Origin of the sequence: Pedobacter sp. 22163 (assembly GCF_052045595.1) — a bacterium.
Lineage (GTDB): Bacteria > Bacteroidota > Bacteroidia > Sphingobacteriales > Sphingobacteriaceae > Pedobacter.
The window spans coordinates 240,331-264,945 of sequence record NZ_JBQEPM010000009.1 but is presented as its reverse complement, the minus strand read 5'-3'; the positions used below and the strand labels follow the sequence as shown (position 1 = coordinate 264,945).

Sequence of the window (24,615 nt, the reverse complement as noted above, 5' to 3'; positions counted from 1 at the left end):
TGGTGCAAAATAAGAAATAGATATGAGATTCACGGCCTCGTCATTCTGAACTTGTTTCAGAATCTGCGTTTTTTAGATTAAAAAGACATTTTATTTTTTAGAAAAGCAGGTTTCGGTAGTGCTTTTGTTCAGTTCAGCCCCTCTTTCCGCTATATCCCAAATTGAACTAATTTGGGGATGCCGCTGCAATAGGGTTTAGATGGGTGCTGAAGAAGCTTCTTTGCCGAAAAACCCATTTCCTAAAAAACCTTACCTTTGGCTTTTATTTTTAAACGGGGCTAAGCGCTTTACGCCAAACACCCAACGCTTAACTATTTTTATGGCACGGATCCTCGCATTTGATTACGGAACAAAACGCATCGGTATCGCGGTAACCGATCCCTTGCAGATTATCGCGACAGGACTGGATACGGTGCACCCAAAAGATGTGATTGAATATGTTAAAAAGTATATGCTAACCGAGCAGGTGGAGGCTTTTGTATTGGGCGACCCTAAACAAATGGATGGTTCTCCGTCTGATTCGGCACAACATGTAAAGGGTTTTGCTACACTGCTAAAAAAATCATTCCCCGATATCCCAAGGCATTGGGTTGATGAACGTTTTACCTCTAAACTTGCCCATCAGGCCATTATGCAAAGTGGCCTAAAAAAAATGGACAGAAGAGATAAAGATCGGGTTGATACCATTGCCGCAACCATCATTTTACAATATTTTATGGAAAGTAACCGTTTATAACCAACAAATGAGCCTAATAAACGACGATTTACAGGATTTACTAATAGCCTATTGCGAACCTGAAAGCGAATTGCTTCAACAGATAGACCGCGAGACCAATCTTAAAGTTTTAATGCCCCGCATGTTATCTGGCCACTATCAGGGGCGGGTTTTGAGCATGCTGAGCAAAATGATTTCCCCTAAAAGGATTTTAGAAATTGGCACTTTTACCGGTTATGCTACTTTATGCCTTGCTGAAGGTTTAACCAAAGATGGCCTGTTGTATACGCTGGATATTAATGAAGAATTAGAAGATATGGTGTGCCGCAACTTTGCGCAATCTGCATTTAATGATCAGATCAACTACATCTTAGGCGATGCCACCACCACAATAGCGGGTTTAGACGAAGTTTTCGACATTGTTTTTATCGATGCCGACAAGAAAAACAATGGCACCTATTACGATCTGATTTTTGATCGCGTTCGCCCGGGCGGAATTATCATTGTGGATAATGTGCTATGGAGTGGAAAAGTACTGCAAGAGAAACAGGATAAAGACACCAGAAATATTACTAGTTTTAATGATAAAATAGCTGCAGATGAACGGGTTGAAAAATTGATATTACCTGTTCGCGATGGTTTGTTTGTGATTAGGAAGAAAGCTTAACATATAGTGGTTAATCGGTTAATTATTTTAATCGGTTAATCGTAAGTTAACCAATTAAACAATTTTTACAGTTAACCATGACTAAAAAAATCTTTACTTTTTGTCTGCTCCTTTTAACAGCAATTGTTGCAAGAGCGCAAGATACGGAAGAATATATTGCAGAGCATGTAGAATATGCACAGGGTTTAATGCACGATCATAAAATTCCGGCCAGCGTTATTTTAGCTGTTGCCATACACGAATCGGCTGCAGGAAACAGTAAAATCGCACAACACCTCAATAATCATTTTGGAGTAAAAGGCCCGAATAACAATGCCGAAATCCGTTCATCCTACCGCGATTATTTAAATGCCGATGAATCTTACAGCCATTTTGTAGAAATTATGGAAACCCGAAAGCCTTTTAATAATCTTTTTGAAAAATACGATCAATACGATTACAAAGGCTGGGCTTACGGAATCCGCCGTTGCGGTTATGCCAGCAGTAGAAGCTGGGCCAGCCAGGTAATTGGCTTAATTAAAAAATACGAACTCTACCAATATGATGAAAGGCCAGAAGGATATGAAGAGCCTGTTTATGCAGCGCCAGTTCACCACCGTAGCAAAAGCAGAAGAACAGCCAAAACTTATACTGTAAAATCTGGAGACAACCTAAGTATAATTGCAAAAAAGAAAGGCACCACCGTTAAAGCCCTCATGCAGAAAAATGGCATAAAAAAAGCGAACTTAAAACCAGGACAGAAGTTGAAATTTTAAGTCATGAGTCCAAAGTCGATAAAGCCATACAGTTAAACCAATTCCAACAATTAACCGATTAAACAAATCATAACATCAATGCGTTCATACAGCCATTACATCCTCATAGCAGCAATCCTCCTATTTTTTAGTTCTTGCGGTACGCGGAAATTTTCTAAAAACAATAAGCAAATAGAAAAAGCAGCTAACAAAGCCAACAACAATTCGTACAAAAGTTACAATACTTTAAGTTACATTGATGAGTTTAAAGGAGTGGCAGTTGAAGAAATGAATGCAAACGGGATCCCTGCAAGTATTACATTGGCGCAGGGAATTTTAGAATCGGGCAGTGGAAATAGTGACCTGGCCAAATACGCAAACAATCATTTTGGCATTAAATGTACATCAGATTGGAAGGGAAAAAACTACTTCCGGGACGATGATCAAAAAAACGACTGTTTCAGGGTGTATAAAGATGCCCGCGAATCTTTTAGGGATCACTCTGAGTTTTTAAAGCGCAAACGCTACAGCTTTCTCTTCCAGTTGGACAAAAATGACTACAAAAGTTGGGCACAGGGACTAAAAACAGCCGGATATGCCACCAATCCAAAATACCCGGATTTATTGATCAATACCATCGAAAAATACCAGCTTTACCAATACGATCAACCAGAAAGCGAAAAGCAAAAGATTGCCAGAGAGGATCGTGTCTTTTCAGAAATCAACCAGAATATTCCGCAGGAAAAGGCTAAATTTACGCCAGTGGAAACCCCACCTGCCGGAGCTAAACCCATTCTTGCCGATGGTACTTATACCGTTGTTAAAGGAGATACACTCTATAATATTGCAAAACGTTTTAATTTAACGGTCGATCAGTTAAAAATGCTGAATGAAATGAGTACCGACGCTATTAAACTGGGTCAAGTACTTAAGGTTAAATAATGTTAAGTACAAACATTGCCTGCCAGATATTTGTAGTTTTGTAGCTTAATGAAATTTTTTCTTCCCTTTATACTTGCTTTAGGCTTCTCTACGTTGCTTCATGCGCAGAATAAACCTGTGCAGGGAATTGTTATTGATAAAGAAACAAAGCAGCGTTTGGCGAAGGTTTATATTTATAACATCCGTACAGGCGATGGTTTATACAACAATACCAAAGGTGAGTTTAGCACCTTTGCTCTCCCAGGTGATACCTTAGTTGCGGCTTTATCGGGCTATGGGGTAGATACTATTGTTTTTAAGGGACAAACTGCCGCATACTTTCAACTCAGATCGTTGGGCATAAGACTGCGCGATGTACTTATTCAACAAAAAAGATTAAGTCCGCAGCAGCAATACGAAAAAAATGTTCAGGAATATCGTTACCAAACCATGAAAGGAAGTAGTAAAGATTTATTGAATTTAGGTAACGGTGGTGTTGGTTTAGGTATCGATGCGATCTATAACCTGTTAAGCAAGCAAGGAAGAAATGCCCGCCACCTTCAAAAAATCCTGGAAAAAGACTATCGTGAAGACTTGATCGATTATCGTTTCAGCGCCAGTTTGGTTAGCCAGGTATTAGGTATAAAAGATGCTGAACTTACTGATTTTATGCAGCAATACCGCCCAACTTACCAGTTTGTGCTCGATGCTAATGATTATTCTTTTAATCAGTTTATCAGAAATGCCTATAAAAGCTACAGGTTAAACCCGAAAGCACTGCAATTGCCTCCATTGCCCAAAATAACCATCGATAAGCTGTGAGGGCGCCTATTATCATCGTTAAAAAACTTCCGGCAGCGGGCATGGCAATCTTTCCGTTTATCCTGTTAAAATCGCCGCGGTTTAAGAGCGATCCAATTATTATTAACCACGAAAAAATCCATTTACGCCAGCAATTAGAATTGCTTATTTTCCCTTTTTATATTTTGTATCTGATTAACTACCTGGTTAATCTTATTAAATGCCGTAACCACGATTTAGCCTACCGTAACATCGTTTTTGAGCAGGAAGCCTATGAGCATGAAAATGATTTAAATTACTTAAAAAAGGGTAATTGGTACGGCTGGTTTAAAAAGATCTGAAACAATAGTTTTCATCTCCAATTCAATTGTCAATCTGACAATCATTTTGTTAAATGCTTTTTATCTCTAAAATTTTTCTTTTTCTTTGTAGGTAATGAAGAACTGTTTAGCTGCCATAATCCTGATTCTAAGTTTTTGCTCTACAAAATTATATGCACAGGAAATTGATACTGTTCCGATCAATACAAAAGACCTGAATATAAAATTAAAGCGTAGTCCTTTGCCGAGCAGACAAGGACCATTAAACTTTGAACCTGTAAAAATTAAGCCCTTGGTGGTAAACGCCAAGATTAATTACTGGAAAACAAAAACCAGCATCGGCATTAATGTTAACCAGGCCCAGTTCAGTAACAACTGGAAAGGTGGGGGTACTAACTCTGTGGCTGTTGGTGGATTGTTAAACTGGAAAGCAGAATACAATAAAAACAGCTATAGTTATATTAGTGAAGTTGTTTTACAATATGGTAAAATCAAAAATAAAGATCAGCTGCAAAAGAAAACCAACGACCGTATTTTTTGGGATAATAAAGCCTCATTCCAACTCTCTAAAAGCTGGTTTTTCTTCGGATCGTTAAGTTTTGAATCCCAATTTGATAATGGTTATTCTTACAACGTTACAAACGGACAAGAAACCGCCACCCTAATTTCAAAATTTATGGGTCCGGGTTATTTAACAGAATCTATCGGTTTCGAGTACAAACCGGTTAAATATTTTTCTACACGTATAGGTACTGGTACTGCACGTCAAACTTTTGTTTTGGACGAAAAACTTTTCATTGATCCAGATCCAACCAAACAACTAAAATCTAGCGTTTATGGGGTCGAATTAGGTAAAAAGGTACGTAACGAACTGGCTTTTCAAGTAGTAAGCGCATTTGATAAAGATGTATTTACGAACACCAATCTTAAGGCCCGATATCAGATGTTTGTTCCATATGAGGACTTTGAATGGTCTAAAATAGATCACCGTTTAGATGTGGCCATAACTGCGAAGATTAATCGCTTTATGAACACCAGTTTAACTGGGGTTTTATTGTTTGATGCAGATACACAAACAAATAAGATACAGGCCAGTCAAACCTTAGCCCTGGGTTTTGGCTTTACCTTTCCCAGATAGGCTTAGGCACCGCCAACTTTACCGATTTCCCAGTATGGCATCGTAACAATCTGCCTAAAGCTTACTCCCCTTTGCTTTAGGTACCTTTTAAACAGCTGTATAGACTTTGCTCTTCCTGTTAGATAAAAAGTAGCATTTTGCCACATTTCCCAGCACATCGGGTGCATATTTTCCATCCAGTTGATCGCGTTTTTAGCAGGGGTATCCACATCAGAAGGCACCACATCGATCAATAGATTTAGCTGCTCAACCGAGCAAAGGTTTTCTTCCTGCAGCTCTAAAATGCCAAAATATTCCAGATCCGCATCTACCACTTTTTTCCCAAGCGATTCGTATAAACCCAGGCTGGTTTCATCACCAAAAAAGAAATGCTGATTAGATTCTTCCTTGTATTTAATCCGCGCACGGTCTAGAATAAGCTTTAAAGTATCTCCTTTCTGAATGTTCACCGCAAGACTATGCCCAGGCCCTTGTCTGTTTAAATAAAAGATAACCTCACAGGTTTCATTCATTTGATCAAAGGCAGATAGGGTATAATGTCGGTACTCGTTTGCATTAACTCTAAACAGCACTTCCATTCCAGGAATAAATTTGGCATCGAAAAAATCGCCTTTAAAGGTAACGCACTTTAAGTTGCTGCTTAACATTTTAGTTTCTACAACTTCTACCTGATATATTTTATTGCTGATCACTTTTTCCATAGTGTTGGCCAGCCATGATGGTAATTTTGGCATCGTATTCTTTTGTTTAGTAACTTTGAACAAAAGTAATTGTCTAACAAACGCATCTTTTTATACCAAAAGGATTAAAGTTTATATCAAAAGGATTTTATGGCTTTAAACATTTATGATGGTGATGATAAATACTATATTGTTGGTAACAAGTTCGACAATAACGAATTTAATCAGGCACTGGTAACCGAAAGAAGGGACAAATACAGCTTTCCCTTTGGCGATGCAGAGATTGTGGAGATCGCTTTTTCGGGTATTTACATTGTTTACGGCGATATGCTCGTGAAAAAGAGCCGCCTGCGCATTAAATCTTTTGATGAGCCCGATATGGTTGAACTTCATTTTTCAATTACAGGCGGCGGCATTATGGAAAATTACCTCACCAACAAACGCCTGGATATCAAAGCCAATCAGCACAATATTATTTACAGTCCTGATTTTGATGGTATGGCAGAATTTTCGGTAGGGGGTCCGCATAAATTTTTCGAGGTAAATTTCGAACGATCACGTTTTATCGATTTAACCGGCGAGAGCAGCACTTTGCTAAAAAACTTTGCCGACAAAATCATGAACAACCGTTCGGTAGAGCTTTCATCAGAAAACCTGCCCATCAGCTTAGCCATGCACAGTTGTATAAATGATATTATGAACTGTCAGTTTACCGGTGGATTAAAGCTCTTGTTTCTGCAGTCTAAATGCCTCGAACTTTTAGCGTTACAAGCCCAGGCTTTTGAACTTGCAGCAAAAAAAACCGACACTTCTACTATTAGATCAGCCTACGATAAAGACCGCATTTATTATGCACGCGAATATTTGTTAGCAAATGCCAATCATCCGCCATGTTTAACCGAACTGGCAAAGGTTGCAGGCATAAATGAATTTAAACTGAAACAAGGCTTTAAAGAGGTTTTCCAGAATACCGTTTTTGGCTATTTAAGCGATTATAAATTGATGCGGGCCAAAGAACTCCTGGCCGATAGCAGCAAAAATATCAAGAATATTTCCGATGAACTGGGCTATTCTTCGGTACAGCACTTCAGCAGTGCCTTTAGTAAAAAATTCGGCGTAAGCCCTGGTAAAGCAAGGTAAGGTTAGTCCTTAGTTACAATCTTTATTCTTAGATGTACATTTCCTGGCCTTGGGTTTAAACCCAAGGCTAGGAACGGCCAAAACTTAACCCTTTTTCCTTTTTTTCCTAAAGTCCAAATAATCTACATAATACAAAACCTTAACCGAAAGGCTGTTATTCTGAGGGGCATTTAAAATTCCGCTCAGATTTTTATTGTAACGCTGTGTATAATAAGTGTCGTTAGTTTCTGCCGCATCTTTATAGGAAACAGATAAAGTGCTGCCTGGCGCGAACTGCCAGGTGTAAATTAAGTCAATGTTAAATACATTGTAATTTCTATCCAATCCATTTAGCGGCGCTCCAGTATAATCGGTTAAATTGCCATCAGGTTTAAGCAGGAAATATTCTTTATTTCTTCTGTCGCTCCAATAGTGTCTCAACACCACCGTAAATCCCATTAAATTGGTAAAAGTATATTTGGCATCGAAAGAGTTTTCTACCGTTCTGCGGTCATATATAGAGAAAATAGCTTTATCACCCTGTGCCGTTACCCAGTTTACATAATTATAATTCGGGTTAAAATTAAGATCCAAACCAAAAGCAATTTTATCATTTATCCGCAGGTTTTGGAAAAAGTAAAAGTTATATTCTTTGCCCTTAAAAAGTTCCTGTTCTCTGTAACGGAAATTTCCACCAAAGTTATAAGCTTTTGCACGATTGGGATTAACATATAACACGAAGCTATAGCTTTCAGGAGCTTTATATACCTGCCCGTTTCTCGATTCGTAGAAATCATTTTTTGCAGCGGTATAGATCCCGTTTATTTCTGCCGACCAAAGGTTTTTAAATTGAACATAAGGTCCGCCTTCTACAGAAAAGGTTTGGAAGCTACCCGGCGTAGCCCTCCTCGAGTATAAAACATTAAAGTAGCTTAATAACTGATTGTACCAACTGCTTGGTTTATAAACATTATAATGGAAATCCGCTACCTGATCTAAAAAATTGTTGTTGGTAAAAAAGCCTAAATCAGACGGATCGAATTTATCGTCGGCGTATTGCTGAGAATAGCTCCATAGGAAATTACCGCTCTGTTTACCAAACTTAAGCCCATAACTATATCCGGTATTGGTTTCTTTACCCCTTAAAGAGCTCATTTTAGCCGCGCCATTAACAAAGTATTTATTGCCCTTATTGTTCAGGTTAAACAGTAAAGCACTTACATTGGCATCGTAAGCAGAACCTTGCCTCAGTACATTTGTGTTGATAAACGTAGCCGAACTGTTGTTTTTTAACGACTGATCGAAAACCAGAATATTATAATTGGTGAGCGGTTGCGTTTCTACCATACGAAGGTTACCCTGAGCGTCCTCTACCTCGGTTTCCATGCTATTCGTAATGGCATTAAATATCCCGATACCCAGTCCTTTTGCTGTCCGTCCTGAAATCTTTGTAGCATTTAATACCTTGGCTTCAGTTTGATCTTTTACAATTTTATCACTGCTGCCCACACCGCTGTAATTATAATAGGATGGGATAGAACCGATGCGCTTTGAATAAAACAGATCGCCTTTGTTAAACAATTCTGTTCCTTCGGTAAAAAATTGTCGGTTTTCATTAAATTTCACTTCAAAAGGAGTGAGGTTTAATATCCGGTTATCAGATTGCACTTGCCCAAAATCGGGCACTAAAGTCATGTCTAGTGTGAAACTGTTATTGATTCCGTATTTAACATCCATCCCCCCGTTAAACCGAGAGGTTGTGTTTTTTACCCCGGGCAAATTAACCGGATAATGATTTACATAAGCTGAAATATATGGCGAAAAAGATAATCTTAACGGAGGTTTAACATCTTTTATGCCCATCCACAACCCTTCCTGATTGATAAAACCATTAACTTTAGGATCTACAAAATTCCAAAATGTCTGCGTATTGCTCCGTTGTATCCTGCGGCTAAAATTCAAACCCCAGTTCTGGACATCCTTACCAGAGAAACGCAGGGCCGAATAAGGGATCTTCATTTCGCAGGTCCAGCCTTTATCATCAATTTTAACAGCACTTTCCCACACCGCGTTCCAGTTTGCATCTTCATCACCCACCTGCGAGTATTTGGCATCAAACTGAACACCGGCAGCGGTAACGAAAAAGCCATTTCCATTCATCTTATCGTAAAAGGGATCGACAATAATTGATATGAAATCGGCGTTGCCAATATTGTCCCTCGACACCAATTCATGCGAAACACTGTCGGGGTGATCGTACATCCGGGCATAAACATAAATCGCAACGTCATCGTAAAGCACCTTCATTTCTGTACGCCGATCATGGGTTTCTATCTTTCCTGGATTTGGCCTGATCTGAATAAAATCAGTAGCAATTGGAACATTATTCCAACACTCATCATCTAAAACACCATCTATTTTGGGGCTTTGCAGCGTTCTTTTTGCTTCCAGTTGGCGCTGTTTCGAAATATCCTGAGCTTGGGAAAAAGCACAAATAAATATAAAAAAAAGGAGGATGCAGCGTTTCATTTGTTTAGGTTAGTTAGGTATAAGACCATGCCTTAAACAAAATGTTGCACCAAATGAAAAATTTAATATTCATCTTCCTAAAGTTTTGACTTTGAGTTGCTAAGATTTACAAGCAAAATTTGATACATTTGCCTTTTATTAAAAACAACCAGCTTTTTGCCCTTCGGCATGAAGCTTTTAGCTTAAAAAAAGATGTTTGATAATTTACAGGACAAGCTAGACAGAGCATTTAAAGTACTAAAAGGACAAGGCAGCATTACGGAAATCAACGTGGCAGAAACCATGAAAGAAATTCGTAAAGCATTATTAGATGCCGATGTTAACTATAAAACAGCAAAAGCATTTACCGATGATGTGAGGCAAAAAGCTTTGGGGCAAAACGTGCTTACCGCGGTTTCTCCGGGTCAATTGCTTACCAAAATAATGAACGATGAACTTGCAGCCTTAATGGGTGGCGAAGTTACAGAGTTAGATACTAAAGCAAATCCTACCATTATCTTAATTGCTGGTTTAAACGGTGCGGGTAAAACTACTTTCGCAGGTAAACTGGCTTTGCATTTAAAAGGCAAAGGTAAAAAACCTTTATTGGTTGCAGGCGATATGTACCGCCCGGCGGCTGTAGATCAGTTGGAGGTTTTAGGAACCTCGGTTGGTGTTTCAGTTTACGCTAACCGTGCATCAAACGATCCTGTTGGCATTGCTTTAGAAGGTATTGAACACGGTAAACAAAATGGAAATAACGTAATCATTATAGATACTGCAGGTCGTTTAGCGATCGACGAATCTTTAATGAACGAAATATCTGAAGTTAAGGCCAAAACTCAGCCGCACGAGATTTTATTCGTGGTGGATTCGATGACCGGTCAGGATGCGGTAAATACAGCCAAAGTATTTAATGACAGACTTGATTTTACGGGCGTTGTTTTAACCAAATTAGATGGCGATACCCGCGGTGGAGCAGCGCTTTCAATTAAATCGGTCGTAAACAAGCCGATTAAATTTATCGGTACCGGAGAGAAAATGGAAGCACTTGATGTTTTCTATCCAGACCGTATGGCATCGCGTATTTTGGGCATGGGTGATGTGGTATCACTTGTTGAACGTGCACAGATGCAGTTTGATGAGAAAGAGGCAGCAGAACTTCAGAAGAAAATCCGCAAGAATAAATTCGATTTCAACGATTTCTACAACCAGATTCAACAGATCAAGAAAATGGGTAACATGAAAGATTTGATGGGCATGATACCGGGTGTAGGCAAAATGATGAAGAACGTAGATATTCAGGACGATGCGTTTAAATCAATAGAAGCCATCATCAATTCAATGACTCCATTTGAAAAAGAAAACCCAGATGCTATTCAGCAAAGCCGCCGTTTACGTATTGCAAAAGGTTCGGGCAGCAAGGTAGAAGAAGTTACTAAGCTGATTAAGCAGTTTGAAGATATGCGTAAAATGATGAAGCAGTTTTCTAACCCGGCAGCCGCAGCAGCAATGATGAAAGGTATGCCTAAAATGCCATTTGGCAGATAGTTAGGAGGTTTAAGGTAGAGGGTTTAGGGCGTAAGATCTTATTCCTAGTGAAAATATAAATCCCGATCAGTAATGGTCTGGATTTTTTGTTTTTAGGTTTTGGAAATGGGGGCTCAGTATTTCATAGGGAGTGGCAGCCCTGCTTTCCCTACTGCCCATAGAAGGAATAGGCATTCGTCCAATCAGGTTTATTTAACAGCGTTGGTAAAACCGACTCGCCGATGAATACTAAAACTTGATCTTTTTTAAATAATCTGTATATTAGAATCAATATTCATCCCGAATAATTTACATCCGAATTTATTTTAATTAAAATCAATGCTTGTAAAAACATACGGGAGTGCTGTTTATGGCGTAAATGCACTAACCATAACAATAGAAGTGAATATTAGCGCGGGTACAAAATACTATATGGTAGGCCTGCCAGATAATGCGGTAAAAGAGAGTCTTCAACGTGTGGCCAGCGCCATTAATATTTCGGGATTCCGTATGCCGAAGCAGAAAATTGTAGTCAATTTAGCCCCTGCAGATATCAAAAAAGAAGGCTCATCCTACGACCTCCCAATAGCCATCGGCATTTTAGCAGCATCAGGGCAAATTCCTGCCGACGAACTGGACGACTATTTCATCATGGGCGAACTCTCTTTAGATGGGACTATTCAACCTATTAAAGGCGCCTTACCAATTGCTATACAAGCACAGCAAGACGGCTTTAAAGGATTTATTTTACCCAGGCAAAATGTTCGCGAGGCTGGCATTGTAAACGATTTAATTGCATATGGTGTAGAAAGTATCGCCTTATGTGGTTTGTTTTCCCCCAGTTCCCAGCTACAAACTGTAGCTCCATCAACGCCGAGAATTTTTCCATGTTGTTTCTGGCTAAGCCCATTAATACATCTATGTACTTTTAACTTCCCTGAAAGAGTTGTCAAATCAACATTGAATGGCAAGTATCCCAAAAAATTACTAATACGAGGATAATATTGAATTTGAGGAGTATTCCTGTTTTTTTCCCAATTTGTAATACAATCTTCACTAACTCCACAAATCTTTGCCAATAAGTACAAGTCTTAAATTATTATCATCATTTCAATTAAAAGAAGTCCTGAATTCTAAAGGTGAAAGATTAGTTTTTGTTTTAAATAGCCTGCTAAAGGATTGAGAATGTTCAAATCCTAATCCGTACGCGATTTCACTGATTGTAAGCTCAGTATTCATAAGTTTTTCCTTACCCTTTTCAATCAGTTTGTTCTGTATATGTTGTAATGTGCTTTGTCCGGTCAGAGATCGGAGCATATCGCTTAAATAACTCGGTGAAATATTCAGTTGTTCTGCAAGAGATTGTACTGTTGGTATTCGCTTATCCAATGCAATTGTGTCACTAAAGTGGTTTTCTAAAATTTCCTCAATCTTTTGCAGTAAATTGTTATTTATCGATTTCCTCGTAATGAATTGACGCTTGTAAAATCGATTGCTGTACGTTAGGAGCAATTCAATTTGCGATATAATTACATCTTGGCTTAAACCATCAATTGGTAATTTTAGCTCTGCCTCAATTATTTTGAACAGTGAAACGACTGTCTGCTTCTCCGGATCAGATAAGTGCAACAATTCATCCGTTGAATATGAAAAAAAACCATACTCTTTAATTTTCCTTGCTAAGGTATAGCCAAGCAGGAAATCCGGATGGATGAATAGCGTGAGACCAGAATGATCACCATCATCCTCATAATTTGAAATCACCTGTCCGGGAGAAATGAAAAACATCCCACCTTCATCAAAATCGTGTAAATTCTGTCCATATTTAAACTGCCCACTGGGATTAGCAAAGTATGATATCTTATAAAAATCTAAAACGAAGCTTGTTGCCATTTTATAAGATTCATATTCATTATCCATGTTGTTGACAACGCTTACCATCGGGTGCAAAGGCTTTGGTAGTCCTAGCACCCGATGTAATTCAGATAAGGAGTTGAATTTATGAAATTTGTTTTTTCCTTTATGCTCCATTCAGCCAACTTAATTAAATCTAATTTTCACCAGGGACATAAAGCATTTTCTGGATCAATATCTTCACTGAAAAACTTCCCTGTTGGTCCTGTTGACTCCATCATGGCTATTTTAATTACCCTTGCGGCAGCGACCATTACAGAATCAGTGCCAGTAAAGTTATTCATATCAGTCGCGACAAAACCTGGATCCACTAAATTAATTTTAAATCTTGTTTCACGCAAGTCGTAAGCTAAATGAATAGTGTACATATTTAGTGCTGTTTTTGATGAGTTATAAACGGCACCCTTGGCCTGGTAAAATTTCCAGTTCGGGTTATTGTGCAGGTTCATTGAAGCCAAACTGCTACTAACATTCACGATCCGCGGTTCTGTAGATTCTTTCAATAGATCAAGGAACACTTGTGTAACCTGTACTGTACCAAAGAAGTTGGTTGCGTAGACATCTTTGAAGACTGAAATATCTGCATCCGAAGTTTGTGGCCACGGGCCGGTTATACCTGCATTATTGATTAATACATCCAGCGCATCTATATTCTGGCCTATTTTATCATGCGCAGTTTTTATTGATTCAGAATCACTGACGTCAATCTGCACGGCCTCCAGATTAGTTAAACCTTCGGCTTTAAGCTTATCAACAGCTCCCTGACCAGATGCCATTTTTCTGCTGCCTAAATATACATAATATCCATTTTTCAACATTTGGCGCGCTGTTTCAAGGCCGATACCCCTATTAGCGCCTGTTATTAGGACTCTTTTCATATCTTTTATTTGTTTTTGATATGCAAAGTTCATTGAAAATAAATGTTTAGATGTAACTGGATTGCGGTATATTGTAACTAGATCGCAATTTCAGCATAACCTAAATGGTTGAGTTAGATTAGTGATCGACATCTAATCTAAGTTATCCTCTCCAAACTGAATAACGCAGAAAGTGTTAATAATCAAAAAGCAATATTTCACTATGTTGTTTAAGATATTAAATAAAAAATTGAACTTGCTAAATGGAAAATATACTCAAAGCATGGAAAGCGAGCCGAAAGATGTACATGGATTTTTTTAACAAATATTCGTTAGAGCAACTTAACAAAGTTCCAAAAGGATTTAACAACAACCTTATTTGGAACATCGGACACATTATTATCACCCAGCAAAAGTTGATATACAAAGGTGCAAACTTAAAAGGATATATCTCAGATGACTTATTTGATCAATATAAATCAGGCACAAAACCAACCGCACCTGTTTCTGAAAATGAAGCTAATAGTTTAAAAGGACTTCTAACTTCAATGGTTGAAAAAACTGAACTTGACGTTGCAAAAGGTATTTTCATTTCCTATAATGAAAGAATAACAGGAATAGGATTTCACTTGGAATCGGTACGAGATGCATTCGAATGCAATAATTATCACGAGGGAATGCATTTGGGATATATGATGGGCATCAGAAAATTTGTTTAAGTTAGATAAAGTGATGCAAATCCATGAGATAGTATTTATACGGTATCGGAGTCACTACATTGTAGATACTTTTAAGATGTTCCATAAATGGTCATAAAGTCCAGGACGCTAACGCGGGCCAATTCTGTTGAATCAATACCTGAAGCTTTATCGATACAAAAAATTACCGGATATCGTGCCATCATACAGAGTTGAATAAGTGTTCTGGCAGCTCTGCCTGCATCTCCCGAAGGTAATTTCCCATTGCTCATTTGTGTTGCTAAAAAGTTTTCAAGTAACTCCTCTGTAGCTTTAGGCGCACGTTCATAAAATAACCTTCCCACTTCCGGGAAACGCGCACTCTCACCAACAGCAAGTCGATGCAAATCAATCGATTCTGTCGAGCAAATTTCATCAATATAGTGCTTCGCAAAGTCTCTAAGGGATTGCGCTAAAGGTTGGTCCGATTTTAAATATGGTGCTAACTTTCCGCGAAAAGATCCCGTAGCATGCTCGATATATGCTGCAAAAAGAACTTCTTTATTAGGGAAGTAGCGCCATAAGGTTTCTTTTGAGCCACCATACGCTGACGCAATTGCAGACATCGTAGTAGCACCATAACCGTAGTAAAGGAAGTGTTTTCCAGCTATCTCGATGATCATTTTACGACGGGTTTCTTGTTGCAATTCTTTTGACATATTTTTTATTTGTTTTTCACCGCACTATGTAGTACGTTTGTTAAACCGTACCACGTGGTACGGTTTAACAATTTAATGATGAGTTTTACAACAAAGATACAATCCTACGATGGCGTAGGCAAGTTCAACGTCTATGTAGCCGAGCCCGATGGTAGACCTCGGGGCGCGATTATCGTTATCCAGGAAATTTTCGGGGTAGATACAGACATTCGCTGGCGCTGCGATCTTTTAGCCCAGAGCGGTTATCTGGCTATTGCACCCGATCTCTTCTGGCGTCTCGATCCAGGCATGGAATTAGACCCGGACATAACCTCGACTATGAAACGTTCTGTGGATGTAGTTATTCGCTTCAATACAGATAAGGGCGTACATGATGTACAGACGACAATCAACAAAGCCCGTGAGATTGTAGGCAATAAGGCGAAAATCGGACTGATCGGATATTGTCTTGGTGGGCGAATGGCCGCATTTGCTTCAGCCCGTACTGATATCGATGCAGCAGTTTCTTATTATGGTGTACAAATTGAGCGAATGTTGAGTGAAAAAGATGCCATCAGAAACCCACTCATGTTACATATGCCTGAGTTTGATGAGCACGTTGGTAAGGAAATTCAAAACCAGATTCATGCTGCATTCGATGGCAACGGGCAAATCACAATTTACGACTATCCGGGACAACATCATGGATTTGCATGTGCTCTGGGCAAACGTAGATCGGAAGAGACGGCAAGAATAGCTGACGAACGCACTGCTCAATTTTTAGCGCAACACATTGGTTGAGGTACGCAAAAACTAAATTATCTAAAAAAACAATGAAAATAATAGCTTTAGAAGAACATTTTGTACCTCCCCAGGTGCGCAAAGCCTGGGAGGCAACTGCTACCATACAAGACTTTACAGTCTCGATGAATGGTAATCAATATGCCAGACAATTGGAAGATCTGAATGATATTCGCATTCAGGCAATGAATGATGCCGGCATTGACGTGCAGGTGTTGTCCTTGCCCTCACCTGGCGTTCAGAATTTTAAACCAGCAGATTCAATAGCAGTTGCGAGAGATTTTAACGATATCCTCACTGGCGCTATTGCAAACCGACCAGATCGCTTCGATGGGTTTGCGACCCTTCCTGTTCCCTCACCAATTGCAGCTGCAAAAGAGTTACAACGTGCTGTGCAGGACCTTGGACTCAAGGGTGCGCTTTTAAATGGACGTGTCCATGAGCGTAATATGGATCATCGTGATTTTAATCCAATCTATGAGGCTGCAGAGGCACTACATGTACCGCTTTATATCCATCCCCAGCTCCCTCCATCGGGAGTACGCGATGCTTATTATTCTGGTGTAGGTCAGATTGCCGATATCATGCTTTCCATGGGGGCCATTGGCTGGCATTACGAGACTGGTATACAACTCCTGCGTATGGTACTTACCGGAGTCTTTGACCGTTACCCCAACCTTCAAGTAATTGTCGGTCACTGGGGCGAAGTAGTCCTATTCTATCTGGATCGCATTGCACAACTCAACCATGCGGGCCTCAAACTGGAACGCCCCATTGCTGACTACTTCAAACAAAACGTTTACTACACGCCAAGCGGAATCTTCAGTCAGCACTACTTTTCCCGAACGATTGAGATAGTAGGAGTGGAACGAATGATGTTTTCCCAGGATTGGCCTTATCAAAGCTGCGGCGAAAAGGGTGCCCAGACGTTTTTAGCACAAGCCTCAATCTCTGAAGCTGAGAAGGAAGCTATCGCACATGGAAATTGGGAGCAGCTTGTTAGTGGGATCTGGCCTAACACAGCTACTGAAACAGGAGGTTCTGCTAAGTTATGACTGGTATAGAGGAACGACTGAAAGCTTTAGAAAATGAGCATCAAATCCGGGCGCTGACTGCTTCCTTTGCCGATAGCTGTCTTTCGGGAAATGCGCAGTGTTTTGAAGCATTGTGGGTAGCAGATGGTACCTGGACTTTAGCCGAACCTCTTCATCTAGAAAGCAGAGGTCGCGACAGTATCGTAAAGCTATTCCTTGAACTTGCAACAGGCAAACGTTTTTTTTGTCAGAAGCTGCATTCTGGTATAGTTACGATCTCGGGAGATATTGCAACTGCGCGCTGGATTTTATCAGAAAACGCTGCCAACCACGATGGATCATTATATCAAAGCACGGCAATATATGATGATCGGCTTGTATTCCAAGATGGAAGGTGGCTATTTCAGGCGCGATATTGCCAATTTCTCGACATATCCCATACCGGAAATAATTCTTAGTGAGCCCGACAGAGAGTAACTGCACACAAAACATGTGCAGTTACTATTTCTTTTGGAAATCACGTTTTAGACTGATAGATAGATACAATATGAAAGAATGGAATGACTTTTTTTTAGCTACAGCAGCGGCAGCAGCAACTTTGACGGGATTGATATTTGTTGGAATTTCTATCAACCTCACACATATATTATCCTTCCCACTCCTAGTAATTAAGGCTTCAGTGGCTTTGATATTATTAATAATGATTTTGATTTTTTCGGTTCTTTTACTCGTTCCGCAGGAAAGTCATTATTTAATTGGTTGTGAAACCATCGTACTTGGATTAATCGTCTGGATCTTAATAACCAGGGCGGATTTTAAAATATATTATCAATCATTGAAGGAATTTAAACGCATTTATCTTTTTACATTATTGTTTGATCAGCTTGCTACCATATTGTATATCATAGGCGGAATCTTTCTTATACTATTCGGTAATCCCGGACTTTATTGGACAGTAATGGCGATATTTTTATCATTCATCAAGTCCGTTTACGATGCATGGGTATTACTGATTGAAATTAAAAGGTAAACTAAATATTGTTGTTTGTCAGGCTGTTGCTGACCTGTTGTTGTTAAAGTCGTAGCTGACTATCGGACACGTCTACTTTATAAATTCCGGTCTTGTGGGGATAGGTCATTTGCATTTGGCTTATTGATAGCAATCTTGCCTAGGACTTGCTGTAAAAAGCGCGCAGAAAGCTGAACCACGCAGGAACACCGCCAGTTAGGTGAGTTTCCAATGGAATGATTTCACTAGAAACCTGCATACCTGGCAACGGTTGTAATGAGGTTTGGGCAAGCAGCTCACTCGTCCCCCGCGCTGTAAGCCATTGGTAAGGACCTGGGGAGGATAATTCACGGGCGCCTAATGTCACATGCAGACGTCTGCCGGAAAAATCCATTTTGGAAGCTATAGCCTCGTCATAGAGTTTGAAAATATAGCTATCCTTGCCAACAATACCCGGGCTTCCAGCTCCGATATTTTTGAAGAGATTGGAACGCTTAAGCGCTACGTAAGACGTGAAAAGCCCTCCATAAGAGAATCCCCAAAGGCCTACGTCATTTTGATCGATTTGAAAGGTTTGTGTTAAAAGGGGATGAAGTTCGTTTTCCAAAAAACTCAGATACTTATCACCGGCAGGCTTAGCAAACATTGTCCGATATACTTCACTCTCTTCCTGCGATATCAGGCCTGCCTGAACGGTACCATCCAAAGTTTGATAAAATATTTCTGGGACAACATCTCCAGAAGGCACCAAATCCCTGACACGTAGCCAATCCCATCTGTGACTTTCCTCCTGGGAGTAGCCTATAGAAACCAAAATGAATGGACGTAATGTTGACATAACATCTCCATGGGTAGCAAGATGAAACGGTGCAGTTGAGGGAAAGTACAGGTTTGCGTCTAGTTGATAGACGATCGGAAATGATTCAGTCTTTTGTTGGTCGTATCCTGCAGGTACAGTGACCCACGCAGAGAAACGGTTTCCAGCAATTTTGGAATCTATCTCAAAGTAACGGGTCTGTGGAAAAACTGTTTGGAATGAAGGTGTGATTTCTTCCAGATTTACCGCCAGGGACGCTACATTTCTTTGCGTTTCGGCTTCTTCTTTAAAAGTTGATTTATTGTTTTCCATAGCATAAAATTTATGTGCGTGCAATATAAAAAAAACTGCCTTTCTCGAGATCTCTGGCTCAAAGCAAACTGGTCAAGGGAATTAAAAGAAAAAAGATGGTATACAAACAGTAAATGGTGTTAATTCTTGGATCTGGATGAACTAAGCGCCAAATATAGCAGTTCATCATAGTTTGCTCCACGTTTCAATGATGAGATACAACCGCTCTTCCAGCTTCCTTACGGATAGCCTTAACCCTGACTAACAAAGCGATAAATACCCCCGCTAAAAGCATTGAGATGCCCGCTGTGACGAATACACCAGAGATACCGGCATAATTAAATAGTAATCCGCCCATGGCTGCTCCCGCTGCAATGGCGCCTTGTACTGCTGCTACAACCATTCCTCCGGCACTTTCTGCCTCATCGGGAACTGCAGTGGACACCCAGGTTGACCATGCAACCGGCACACCGCCGAAAGCCATTCCCCAGACTGCAATCAGCAATGCATGTCCAGTAAAAGAGGGTGGTAACAATACCAGGAGCAATGCTGCAACTCCAACCAAAATTGGCATAATGATTAATGTCCAGCGCAGACTGTGTTCCATGAGCCGTCCTGCCAGAAGCGTACCGGCAAAGTTTGCTGCTCCAAAGCCCAGCAATATCATGGCTATTCCATCAGCGCCAATTCTTATTGTATCCTCTAAGAAGGGACGGACGTAAGTAAAAAGGGAATAGTGGCCTATATGTGCCAGCACGCAGCCCAGCATTCCTACTATTATACCCGGTCGCAGCAGTACTTTAAGCACTGTTGTAGATTTGGTTGCCCGCTGTGAATGCAGGCTAGGCAAAGTATACCATTGAAAAATTAACGTCACTACACCAACTGCCGCCGCTGCGTAAAAAGCACTGCGCCAGCCGAACAAGCCTCCCAGGTAGCTGCCGAGAGGGACAGAGACCACGGTTCCGACAGCTATACCACTGAAAATTATCGATAAGGCACGTGGCACCATTTTCAAAGGTACAAGACGCATAGCTACTGCTGCTGCCATTGCCCAAAAGCCTCCAAGGGCAATTCCGAGCAACGTACGCATCAATAAAAGCACGATGATGCTTGATGAGAAAGCAACAAAAAGATTAGAGACGATCATCAAAGCAGAAAAGCTGAGCAATACGATCCTTTTGTCTAAAGACCGTGTAAGTCCGGGTAGCAACATTCCGGAAAACAATGCGGCTATTGCGGTCACAGTTACCGTCTGACCTGCTACCGCTTCTGAAAGCCCTAGTTCTGTAGCCATCGGTGTGAGCAGACTGGCAGGCAGGTACTCTGCTGTTAATAATCCAAAGACGCCCATTGTTAGCGAGAAAACCGCTGTCCACGCTGGAGAGATCGGTTGAGTATAATCCTTATTAAAAAGGTTCACAGCTGATACCTGAGCACCATTACTATTTTTTTTACATAGATTTTCACTTTCCATAAATACATTATTTTTATGAAGCAAAGCTCCATTTTATGGTTAGTTTAAAATTATGCTAATCAAACATATGATTATTAACTTGGTGTAAGATCGGATACTTACAGGAAGTCTACGGTTAGACAGCCATCATTTCTAATGAGATGGTATGGCGGATATTATAACCGGAAGCAGGAATTAAATGCAGAAGGTGATTGATGTTTTCCTTTATAGTTTGGAAATAGGTGTACAGAGAGCTTTCCTGTACTTTAAAGGAGTTGTATTGGTTTGCTTCTTAAAAAAAATGATAAAATTTGCCGAATATTCAAAACCCAGGCTATAGGCAATTTCTGTTATATCCCAATTACTGAACTGTAATAATGCTTTTGCCTCGTTAGTAATTCTATTGGCAATCCATTCCGTGGTAGTTTTGCCTGTGCTTTCTTTCAAAACTCTGTTCAGCGTATTGGTATGTACATTGAGCTGCAAAGCAAATTCTTTAGCTGTTTTGAGTTTCAAAGTTTGTGTAGGGGCATCGATAGGAAACTGCAGTTCTAACAGTTCTAGAAACATAGTTGTGATACGCTCTGCGGAATTGACTGGTTGATAAAATGTATCTGCAGGTTGTATTTTCATTGCCTCATGCATAATGACCTGCACGTAGCTTCTTAATAATTCATATTTATGCGCGTATCCGGAACGGATCTCAAGGAACATGTTTTCAAAAATACCTTTTAATAACTCAATACTCTCTATTTTAGGAAAAAACAAATGATCTCCTCCTATCTTAAATAGAGGCGAATGTGAAAGGCTCTCACTTTTAAGGCTTTGGTTGATGAAGTCCTCAGTAAACAGACAGAAATAGCCTGCCTGATCTTTCGAAGTAGGCTCCCACGAGTAGGGAATCAAAGGATTAAAGAAGGTAATGGAAGGTTTATCAATCCGGATGACTTTATCAGCATAGCTTAATATTCCAGTACCTTTTGTGATCATAGATATTTTATAGAAATCCCTGCGGTTGGGCGGCAGGGATGTACTATCGCAAGAAAATTCTTCTCTGTTATACACGTTGAATTGTCCATTTTTAGAGTATTCCCATCCATGTCGGCTATGAAAATCGCTTATATTCTCTTTTTTGTTCACTTCACAAAATTATGAAATAAAAACATTTAGCAGTTTTTTTTGCCTATTTGAGATTGCAGGATTAAGATCAGACTAAAATAACAGAATTTTTTGTCTTCACAGGTGGGCCTATAAATGTCAACTGAAAGCCAAGCAAAAATTACCATCTTGAAGCACACAAAGAATATGTATTAATCTAAAATAAATCTGAATCCCCTGAGCCATGAACCAAGGTCAATATCAAATTATAATGGTTTAACTCCTCTTTCCAAAATCGGATTTAGCTTAACCAACATCCCCTTATTTGGTTGATTCTCCTCCAATTCCCAACTACAAACAGTACCCCCGTCAACTCCTAGAATTTTTCCCATTTGCTTTTGACCAAGACCATTAATGTGTCTGTACGTTTTTAACCTTCCTGAAAGAGTATCCAAATCAAATGCAATTGGCATGTAGCCCAAGAAGTTTATAATATGCGGAAAAAATTGAATTTGAGGAATACTTCGGTTTTTTTCCCAATTTCCAATGCAGTCTTCACTAACTCCACAAATCCTTGCCACGTCTTTTTGAAGTAGATTTAGTTCTATTCTTTTCTTTCTTATATGATCACCTATCGATATTGGATTTTCAGGATAGGAAATAGGCATTGGTTTTCCGGTTTGGCTTTCAAAACGCAAACAAGGCAACGCAGGAATGCCCATGTGGTTTTTACAACCATCCGGAGAAAGATTGTGTTTGCGCACCAGGCGTGGTTCAAAAGTACCTGAGTAAAATATCCGGACCGCTTCTAGACAGGATTGATCTTCATGTTGAAGTAACGCCGGTTAATTTTACAGAATTAGCCTCCACAGCTGACACGGAAAGAAGCAACCGCATTAGGGAACGTGTAATTAAAGCCCGGGAAATTCAGGACAAACGGTTTTTTGATAAGGAAGAGCTGCACTGCAACGCCCAAATGAGTCCGAAAATGGTGCGTAAAGTATGTCAGATCAGCGAAGCAGGCACTATTTTATTAAAAACCGCAATGGAAAGGTTAGGCTTATCAGCCCGTGCTTACGATAGGATTTTAAAAGTGGCCCGAACCATTGCAGATCTAGCCGGAAGTGAAAATGTAGAGCTCGAGCATTTGGCCGAATCGATTAATTATAGGAGTTTGGATAGGGATGGCTGGGCAGGGTAAACATTTGGGAAGAACCTATTTACTTATTTGCTATCTTGACAAAGTTTGATTTTTTGGGCACCAAATGCTTTCTATTAAAAAATTTATTGCTAACATTAACGCGGCTCCTTACATTCTCCATGAAACTAATCCTACTTTTATGCTTTATAAGTATTACCAATTATTCATTTGCCCAAAAAATATTTCACCAGCAAAAAGCAAAAGGTAAATGGCAATATATTTACCCGTTTGCAGATAAAAGTTATATACTGGCTATACAACACTTAATAATTGAAAGAAAACCATTTGCAGAAATATACAACGCCAACATTTACTTTGGTAAAAGTGAGCCAAAAGCCGATAAGATTTTTTGGAAAGAAAACATTGACATGCGTCAAATCGCACACAATATCACTTACGAAGATTATAACAATGATGGAATAAAAGATCTGCTAATTTTCGAAGATACCGGTGCGCGAGGCGGAAATTCGTTTTACAATTTATACCTCATTAATCCAAAAAAACACACTTTAACCAAGGTAAAGGACTTCGACAAAATTGTTAACCCCAGCTACAATAAAAAGCATAAGGTAATTGTTAGTTATGGTTTAACAGGTACCAATTATTATCAGTTGTATAGGCTTGATAAGAAATACAAGCCGTATGAAATTGGCGAATCTTTCGATGATACTGAGAATTTAGATCTGGATAAAAAGATTGCCACGATCTTAAAAAAACAATAACCCAAAACCACAGAGCAAAAAATAAACAATTAACGCATTAATAATGAATATCAAAAAAATCATAAAGTTGTTAATCTATGCCTCCTTATTGGGCATTATTGTAGTGTTGGGCATAAATTTATTGGTAAAATCTCAAACTGATCCGGTAATTTTTTTAAACGAAAAAGATACACCAGGAACCAAAGTGGCCATTATTTTCGGAGCAGGCATTAACAATAATAAACCTAGCAAATACTTAAAAGACAGGCTCGATGCTGGCATAAAGCTCTATAACAACCATAAAATTGATAAAATCCTCTTATCTGGCGATAACGGCAGCGATGAGCATGACGAGTTAACGGTAATGAAACTTTACTGTTATGAACATGGTGTTGATACCAATAAGATCTATCTTGATTACGCGGGCTTTGATAGCTACTCTACCTTATATAGATCTAAATATATTTTTAAGGTTGATACAGCCATTCTGGTTTCACAAAAATATCATTTAAACCGGTGTATCAATATCGGAAATAAATTGGGTGTTAAATCATATGGCTTTGCGGCCGATCAAGGAACGTATCAGGGTTACAAATATGCTTCTTTTAGAGAATATTTTGCCGTTGTAAAATCTACAATTGATATTTTAATTGGTAGAAAACCACACTTTTTAGGCAAAACAGTAGACATTAACGGACCTTCAAATTATACCAAAGAATAACGTGAAATATATCGCTTTTTGATTACTTTGAGTGGTAAAAAATTTCTCTTTCTTCAAATATCGGGCTACATCAATTTCAATAAACGGGCTCAGCGTTCTTCTAAACTGAACAGTCTTATTTATTTGTGAACGCTAGTAGCTGTAAAAAATCTGTTATGGGTAGCATGAATGAAAAGCGCGGCTCTGTAGACACATAAAAACCTATTA

25 protein-coding genes and 2 pseudogenes are annotated in these 24,615 nt (G+C 39.4%); 18 read left to right on the top strand and 9 right to left on the bottom strand.

Annotation, left to right across the window (positions count from 1 at the left end; genetic code table 11):
* Positions 1 to 319 precede the first annotated feature (319 nt).
* The 7 genes from ruvX (at position 320) to ACTJKN_RS22270 (ending at position 5,296) form a co-directional block, all read left to right on the top strand.
* Complete coding sequence (ruvX, locus tag ACTJKN_RS22300; RefSeq protein ID WP_025141594.1) at positions 320 to 736, top strand: Holliday junction resolvase RuvX; 417 nt, start codon at positions 320 to 322, stop codon at positions 734 to 736.
* 7 nt (positions 737 to 743) lie between these two features.
* Positions 744 to 1,382 (top strand): O-methyltransferase, encoded by a 639-nt coding sequence (locus ACTJKN_RS22295; protein ID WP_440827907.1) that lies wholly within the window; start codon positions 744 to 746, stop codon positions 1,380 to 1,382.
* A 77-nt stretch (positions 1,383 to 1,459) separates the two neighbouring features.
* Entirely contained in the window at positions 1,460 to 2,137 is a 678-nt protein-coding gene (locus tag ACTJKN_RS22290; protein ID WP_440827906.1) for a glucosaminidase domain-containing protein, read from the top strand.
* 78 nt (positions 2,138 to 2,215) lie between these two features.
* Positions 2,216 to 3,058 carry a glucosaminidase domain-containing protein gene (locus ACTJKN_RS22285; protein WP_440827905.1) on the top strand — a complete coding sequence of 281 codons (843 nt, stop codon included), beginning with the start codon at positions 2,216 to 2,218 and terminating at the stop codon, positions 3,056 to 3,058.
* Positions 3,059 to 3,106: 48 nt separating this feature from the next.
* A complete protein-coding gene (locus ACTJKN_RS22280; RefSeq protein WP_440827904.1) occupies positions 3,107 to 3,859 on the top strand; it encodes a hypothetical protein in 753 nt (250 codons plus the stop codon).
* Positions 3,856 to 4,179: a hypothetical protein gene (locus tag ACTJKN_RS22275; protein ID WP_440827903.1), complete on the top strand. Its 324-nt coding sequence runs from the start codon at positions 3,856 to 3,858 to the stop codon at positions 4,177 to 4,179. The genes ACTJKN_RS22280 and ACTJKN_RS22275 overlap by 4 nt, the downstream gene beginning before the upstream one ends.
* A gap of 94 nt (positions 4,180 to 4,273) precedes the next feature.
* Positions 4,274 to 5,296, top strand: a complete 1,023-nt coding sequence (locus tag ACTJKN_RS22270; protein ID WP_440827902.1) for a DUF3078 domain-containing protein — start codon at positions 4,274 to 4,276, stop codon at positions 5,294 to 5,296.
* Positions 5,297 to 5,298: 2 nt separating this feature from the next.
* On the opposite strand, the gene ACTJKN_RS22265 is transcribed toward ACTJKN_RS22270, so the two are convergent.
* Complete coding sequence (locus tag ACTJKN_RS22265; RefSeq protein WP_440827901.1) at positions 5,299 to 6,030, bottom strand: hypothetical protein; 732 nt, start codon at positions 6,028 to 6,030, stop codon at positions 5,299 to 5,301.
* 96 nt (positions 6,031 to 6,126) lie between these two features.
* Between ACTJKN_RS22265 and ACTJKN_RS22260 the strand changes: the two genes are divergently transcribed.
* Positions 6,127 to 7,116 carry a helix-turn-helix transcriptional regulator gene (locus ACTJKN_RS22260; RefSeq protein ID WP_440827900.1) on the top strand — a complete coding sequence of 330 codons (990 nt, stop codon included), beginning with the start codon at positions 6,127 to 6,129 and terminating at the stop codon, positions 7,114 to 7,116.
* A gap of 84 nt (positions 7,117 to 7,200) precedes the next feature.
* Here ACTJKN_RS22260 and ACTJKN_RS22255 read toward each other — a convergent pair whose 3' ends face one another.
* Entirely contained in the window at positions 7,201 to 9,624 is a 2,424-nt protein-coding gene (locus ACTJKN_RS22255) for a DUF5916 domain-containing protein (protein WP_440827899.1), read from the bottom strand.
* 192 nt (positions 9,625 to 9,816) lie between these two features.
* Between ACTJKN_RS22255 and ffh the strand changes: the two genes are divergently transcribed.
* Positions 9,817 to 11,154, top strand: a complete 1,338-nt coding sequence (gene ffh / locus ACTJKN_RS22250) for a signal recognition particle protein (RefSeq protein ID WP_440827898.1) — start codon at positions 9,817 to 9,819, stop codon at positions 11,152 to 11,154.
* Between the two features lie 318 nt (positions 11,155 to 11,472).
* Positions 11,473 to 11,946 (top strand): annotated as a pseudogene (locus ACTJKN_RS22245) (magnesium chelatase domain-containing protein); the annotation flags it as partial.
* A gap of 297 nt (positions 11,947 to 12,243) precedes the next feature.
* Here the strand turns inward: ACTJKN_RS22245 and ACTJKN_RS22240 are convergent.
* Both ACTJKN_RS22240 and ACTJKN_RS22235 read right to left on the bottom strand, forming a co-directional pair.
* On the bottom strand, positions 12,244 to 13,164 hold the full coding sequence (locus ACTJKN_RS22240; RefSeq protein ID WP_440827897.1) for a helix-turn-helix domain-containing protein: 921 nt from the start codon (positions 13,162 to 13,164) through the stop codon (positions 12,244 to 12,246).
* Positions 13,165 to 13,190: 26 nt separating this feature from the next.
* Complete coding sequence (locus ACTJKN_RS22235; protein WP_440827896.1) at positions 13,191 to 13,958, bottom strand: SDR family oxidoreductase; 768 nt, start codon at positions 13,956 to 13,958, stop codon at positions 13,191 to 13,193.
* Positions 13,959 to 14,167: 209 nt separating this feature from the next.
* Here ACTJKN_RS22235 and ACTJKN_RS22230 point away from each other — a divergent pair, with 209 nt between their 5' ends.
* Complete coding sequence (locus tag ACTJKN_RS22230; RefSeq protein WP_440827895.1) at positions 14,168 to 14,623, top strand: DinB family protein; 456 nt, start codon at positions 14,168 to 14,170, stop codon at positions 14,621 to 14,623.
* Positions 14,624 to 14,694: 71 nt separating this feature from the next.
* Here ACTJKN_RS22230 and ACTJKN_RS22225 read toward each other — a convergent pair whose 3' ends face one another.
* Complete coding sequence (locus ACTJKN_RS22225) at positions 14,695 to 15,300, bottom strand: TetR/AcrR family transcriptional regulator (RefSeq protein WP_440827894.1); 606 nt, start codon at positions 15,298 to 15,300, stop codon at positions 14,695 to 14,697.
* Positions 15,301 to 15,375: 75 nt separating this feature from the next.
* Between ACTJKN_RS22225 and ACTJKN_RS22220 the strand changes: the two genes are divergently transcribed.
* From ACTJKN_RS22220 to ACTJKN_RS22205, 4 genes are all read left to right on the top strand, one after another.
* On the top strand, positions 15,376 to 16,080 hold the full coding sequence (locus ACTJKN_RS22220) for a dienelactone hydrolase family protein (protein WP_440827893.1): 705 nt from the start codon (positions 15,376 to 15,378) through the stop codon (positions 16,078 to 16,080).
* 32 nt (positions 16,081 to 16,112) lie between these two features.
* A complete protein-coding gene (locus ACTJKN_RS22215; protein ID WP_440827892.1) occupies positions 16,113 to 17,135 on the top strand; it encodes an amidohydrolase family protein in 1,023 nt (340 codons plus the stop codon).
* Complete coding sequence (locus tag ACTJKN_RS22210; protein WP_440827891.1) at positions 17,132 to 17,572, top strand: nuclear transport factor 2 family protein; 441 nt, start codon at positions 17,132 to 17,134, stop codon at positions 17,570 to 17,572. The genes ACTJKN_RS22215 and ACTJKN_RS22210 overlap by 4 nt, the downstream gene beginning before the upstream one ends.
* A gap of 89 nt (positions 17,573 to 17,661) precedes the next feature.
* A complete protein-coding gene (locus ACTJKN_RS22205; RefSeq protein ID WP_440827890.1) occupies positions 17,662 to 18,144 on the top strand; it encodes a hypothetical protein in 483 nt (160 codons plus the stop codon).
* A gap of 139 nt (positions 18,145 to 18,283) precedes the next feature.
* On the opposite strand, the gene ACTJKN_RS22200 is transcribed toward ACTJKN_RS22205, so the two are convergent.
* The 4 genes from ACTJKN_RS22200 to ACTJKN_RS22185 form a co-directional block, all read right to left on the bottom strand.
* On the bottom strand, positions 18,284 to 19,252 hold the full coding sequence (locus ACTJKN_RS22200; RefSeq protein ID WP_440827889.1) for an alpha/beta hydrolase: 969 nt from the start codon (positions 19,250 to 19,252) through the stop codon (positions 18,284 to 18,286).
* A 184-nt stretch (positions 19,253 to 19,436) separates the two neighbouring features.
* A complete protein-coding gene (locus tag ACTJKN_RS22195; protein ID WP_440827888.1) occupies positions 19,437 to 20,708 on the bottom strand; it encodes an MFS transporter in 1,272 nt (423 codons plus the stop codon).
* Between the two features lie 204 nt (positions 20,709 to 20,912).
* Positions 20,913 to 21,827, bottom strand: coding sequence for an AraC family transcriptional regulator (locus ACTJKN_RS22190; RefSeq protein WP_440827887.1), 915 nt, complete (start codon positions 21,825 to 21,827; stop codon positions 20,913 to 20,915).
* A 224-nt stretch (positions 21,828 to 22,051) separates the two neighbouring features.
* A complete protein-coding gene (locus ACTJKN_RS22185) occupies positions 22,052 to 22,453 on the bottom strand; it encodes a helix-turn-helix domain-containing protein (RefSeq protein ID WP_440827886.1) in 402 nt (133 codons plus the stop codon).
* A 47-nt stretch (positions 22,454 to 22,500) separates the two neighbouring features.
* On the opposite strand from ACTJKN_RS22185, the pseudogene ACTJKN_RS22180 reads away from it, so the two are divergent.
* The 3 genes and pseudogenes from ACTJKN_RS22180 to ACTJKN_RS22170 all read left to right on the top strand — a co-directional run.
* A pseudogene (locus tag ACTJKN_RS22180) lies at positions 22,501 to 22,986 on the top strand (ATP-binding protein); the annotation flags it as partial.
* A gap of 119 nt (positions 22,987 to 23,105) precedes the next feature.
* Positions 23,106 to 23,708: an XAC2610-related protein gene (locus tag ACTJKN_RS22175; RefSeq protein WP_440827885.1), complete on the top strand. Its 603-nt coding sequence runs from the start codon at positions 23,106 to 23,108 to the stop codon at positions 23,706 to 23,708.
* 43 nt (positions 23,709 to 23,751) lie between these two features.
* Entirely contained in the window at positions 23,752 to 24,408 is a 657-nt protein-coding gene (locus ACTJKN_RS22170) for a SanA/YdcF family protein (RefSeq protein ID WP_440827884.1), read from the top strand.
* Positions 24,409 to 24,615: the final 207 nt, after the last annotated feature.

What these genes read in the sequence shown, in the direction of transcription:
- ACTJKN_RS22270 (WP_440827902.1), top strand. Translation starts at nt 4,274, where the DNA reads ATGAAGAACTGTTTAGCTGCCATAATCCTGATTCTAAGTTTTTGCTCT.
- ACTJKN_RS22235 (WP_440827896.1), bottom strand. Translation starts at nt 13,958, where the DNA reads ATGAACTTTGCATATCAAAAACAAATAAAAGATATGAAAAGAGTCCTA.
- ACTJKN_RS22240 (WP_440827897.1), bottom strand. Translation starts at nt 13,164, where the DNA reads ATGGAGCATAAAGGAAAAAACAAATTTCATAAATTCAACTCCTTATCT.
- ACTJKN_RS22265 (WP_440827901.1), bottom strand. Translation starts at nt 6,030, where the DNA reads ATGCCAAAATTACCATCATGGCTGGCCAACACTATGGAAAAAGTGATC.
- ACTJKN_RS22230 (WP_440827895.1), top strand. Translation starts at nt 14,168, where the DNA reads ATGGAAAATATACTCAAAGCATGGAAAGCGAGCCGAAAGATGTACATG.
- ACTJKN_RS22210 (WP_440827891.1), top strand. Translation starts at nt 17,132, where the DNA reads ATGACTGGTATAGAGGAACGACTGAAAGCTTTAGAAAATGAGCATCAA.
- ruvX (WP_025141594.1), top strand. Translation starts at nt 320, where the DNA reads ATGGCACGGATCCTCGCATTTGATTACGGAACAAAACGCATCGGTATC.
- ACTJKN_RS22175 (WP_440827885.1), top strand. Translation starts at nt 23,106, where the DNA reads ATGAAACTAATCCTACTTTTATGCTTTATAAGTATTACCAATTATTCA.
- ffh (WP_440827898.1), top strand. Translation starts at nt 9,817, where the DNA reads ATGTTTGATAATTTACAGGACAAGCTAGACAGAGCATTTAAAGTACTA.
- ACTJKN_RS22255 (WP_440827899.1), bottom strand. Translation starts at nt 9,624, where the DNA reads ATGAAACGCTGCATCCTCCTTTTTTTTATATTTATTTGTGCTTTTTCC.
- ACTJKN_RS22295 (WP_440827907.1), top strand. Translation starts at nt 744, where the DNA reads ATGAGCCTAATAAACGACGATTTACAGGATTTACTAATAGCCTATTGC.
- ACTJKN_RS22290 (WP_440827906.1), top strand. Translation starts at nt 1,460, where the DNA reads ATGACTAAAAAAATCTTTACTTTTTGTCTGCTCCTTTTAACAGCAATT.
- ACTJKN_RS22215 (WP_440827892.1), top strand. Translation starts at nt 16,113, where the DNA reads ATGAAAATAATAGCTTTAGAAGAACATTTTGTACCTCCCCAGGTGCGC.
- ACTJKN_RS22195 (WP_440827888.1), bottom strand. Translation starts at nt 20,708, where the DNA reads ATGGAAAGTGAAAATCTATGTAAAAAAAATAGTAATGGTGCTCAGGTA.
- ACTJKN_RS22185 (WP_440827886.1), bottom strand. Translation starts at nt 22,453, where the DNA reads ATGCCTATTTCCTATCCTGAAAATCCAATATCGATAGGTGATCATATA.
- ACTJKN_RS22285 (WP_440827905.1), top strand. Translation starts at nt 2,216, where the DNA reads ATGCGTTCATACAGCCATTACATCCTCATAGCAGCAATCCTCCTATTT.
- ACTJKN_RS22170 (WP_440827884.1), top strand. Translation starts at nt 23,752, where the DNA reads ATGAATATCAAAAAAATCATAAAGTTGTTAATCTATGCCTCCTTATTG.
- ACTJKN_RS22200 (WP_440827889.1), bottom strand. Translation starts at nt 19,252, where the DNA reads ATGGAAAACAATAAATCAACTTTTAAAGAAGAAGCCGAAACGCAAAGA.
- ACTJKN_RS22260 (WP_440827900.1), top strand. Translation starts at nt 6,127, where the DNA reads ATGGCTTTAAACATTTATGATGGTGATGATAAATACTATATTGTTGGT.
- ACTJKN_RS22225 (WP_440827894.1), bottom strand. Translation starts at nt 15,300, where the DNA reads ATGTCAAAAGAATTGCAACAAGAAACCCGTCGTAAAATGATCATCGAG.
- ACTJKN_RS22205 (WP_440827890.1), top strand. Translation starts at nt 17,662, where the DNA reads ATGAAAGAATGGAATGACTTTTTTTTAGCTACAGCAGCGGCAGCAGCA.
- ACTJKN_RS22220 (WP_440827893.1), top strand. Translation starts at nt 15,376, where the DNA reads ATGATGAGTTTTACAACAAAGATACAATCCTACGATGGCGTAGGCAAG.
- ACTJKN_RS22280 (WP_440827904.1), top strand. Translation starts at nt 3,107, where the DNA reads ATGAAATTTTTTCTTCCCTTTATACTTGCTTTAGGCTTCTCTACGTTG.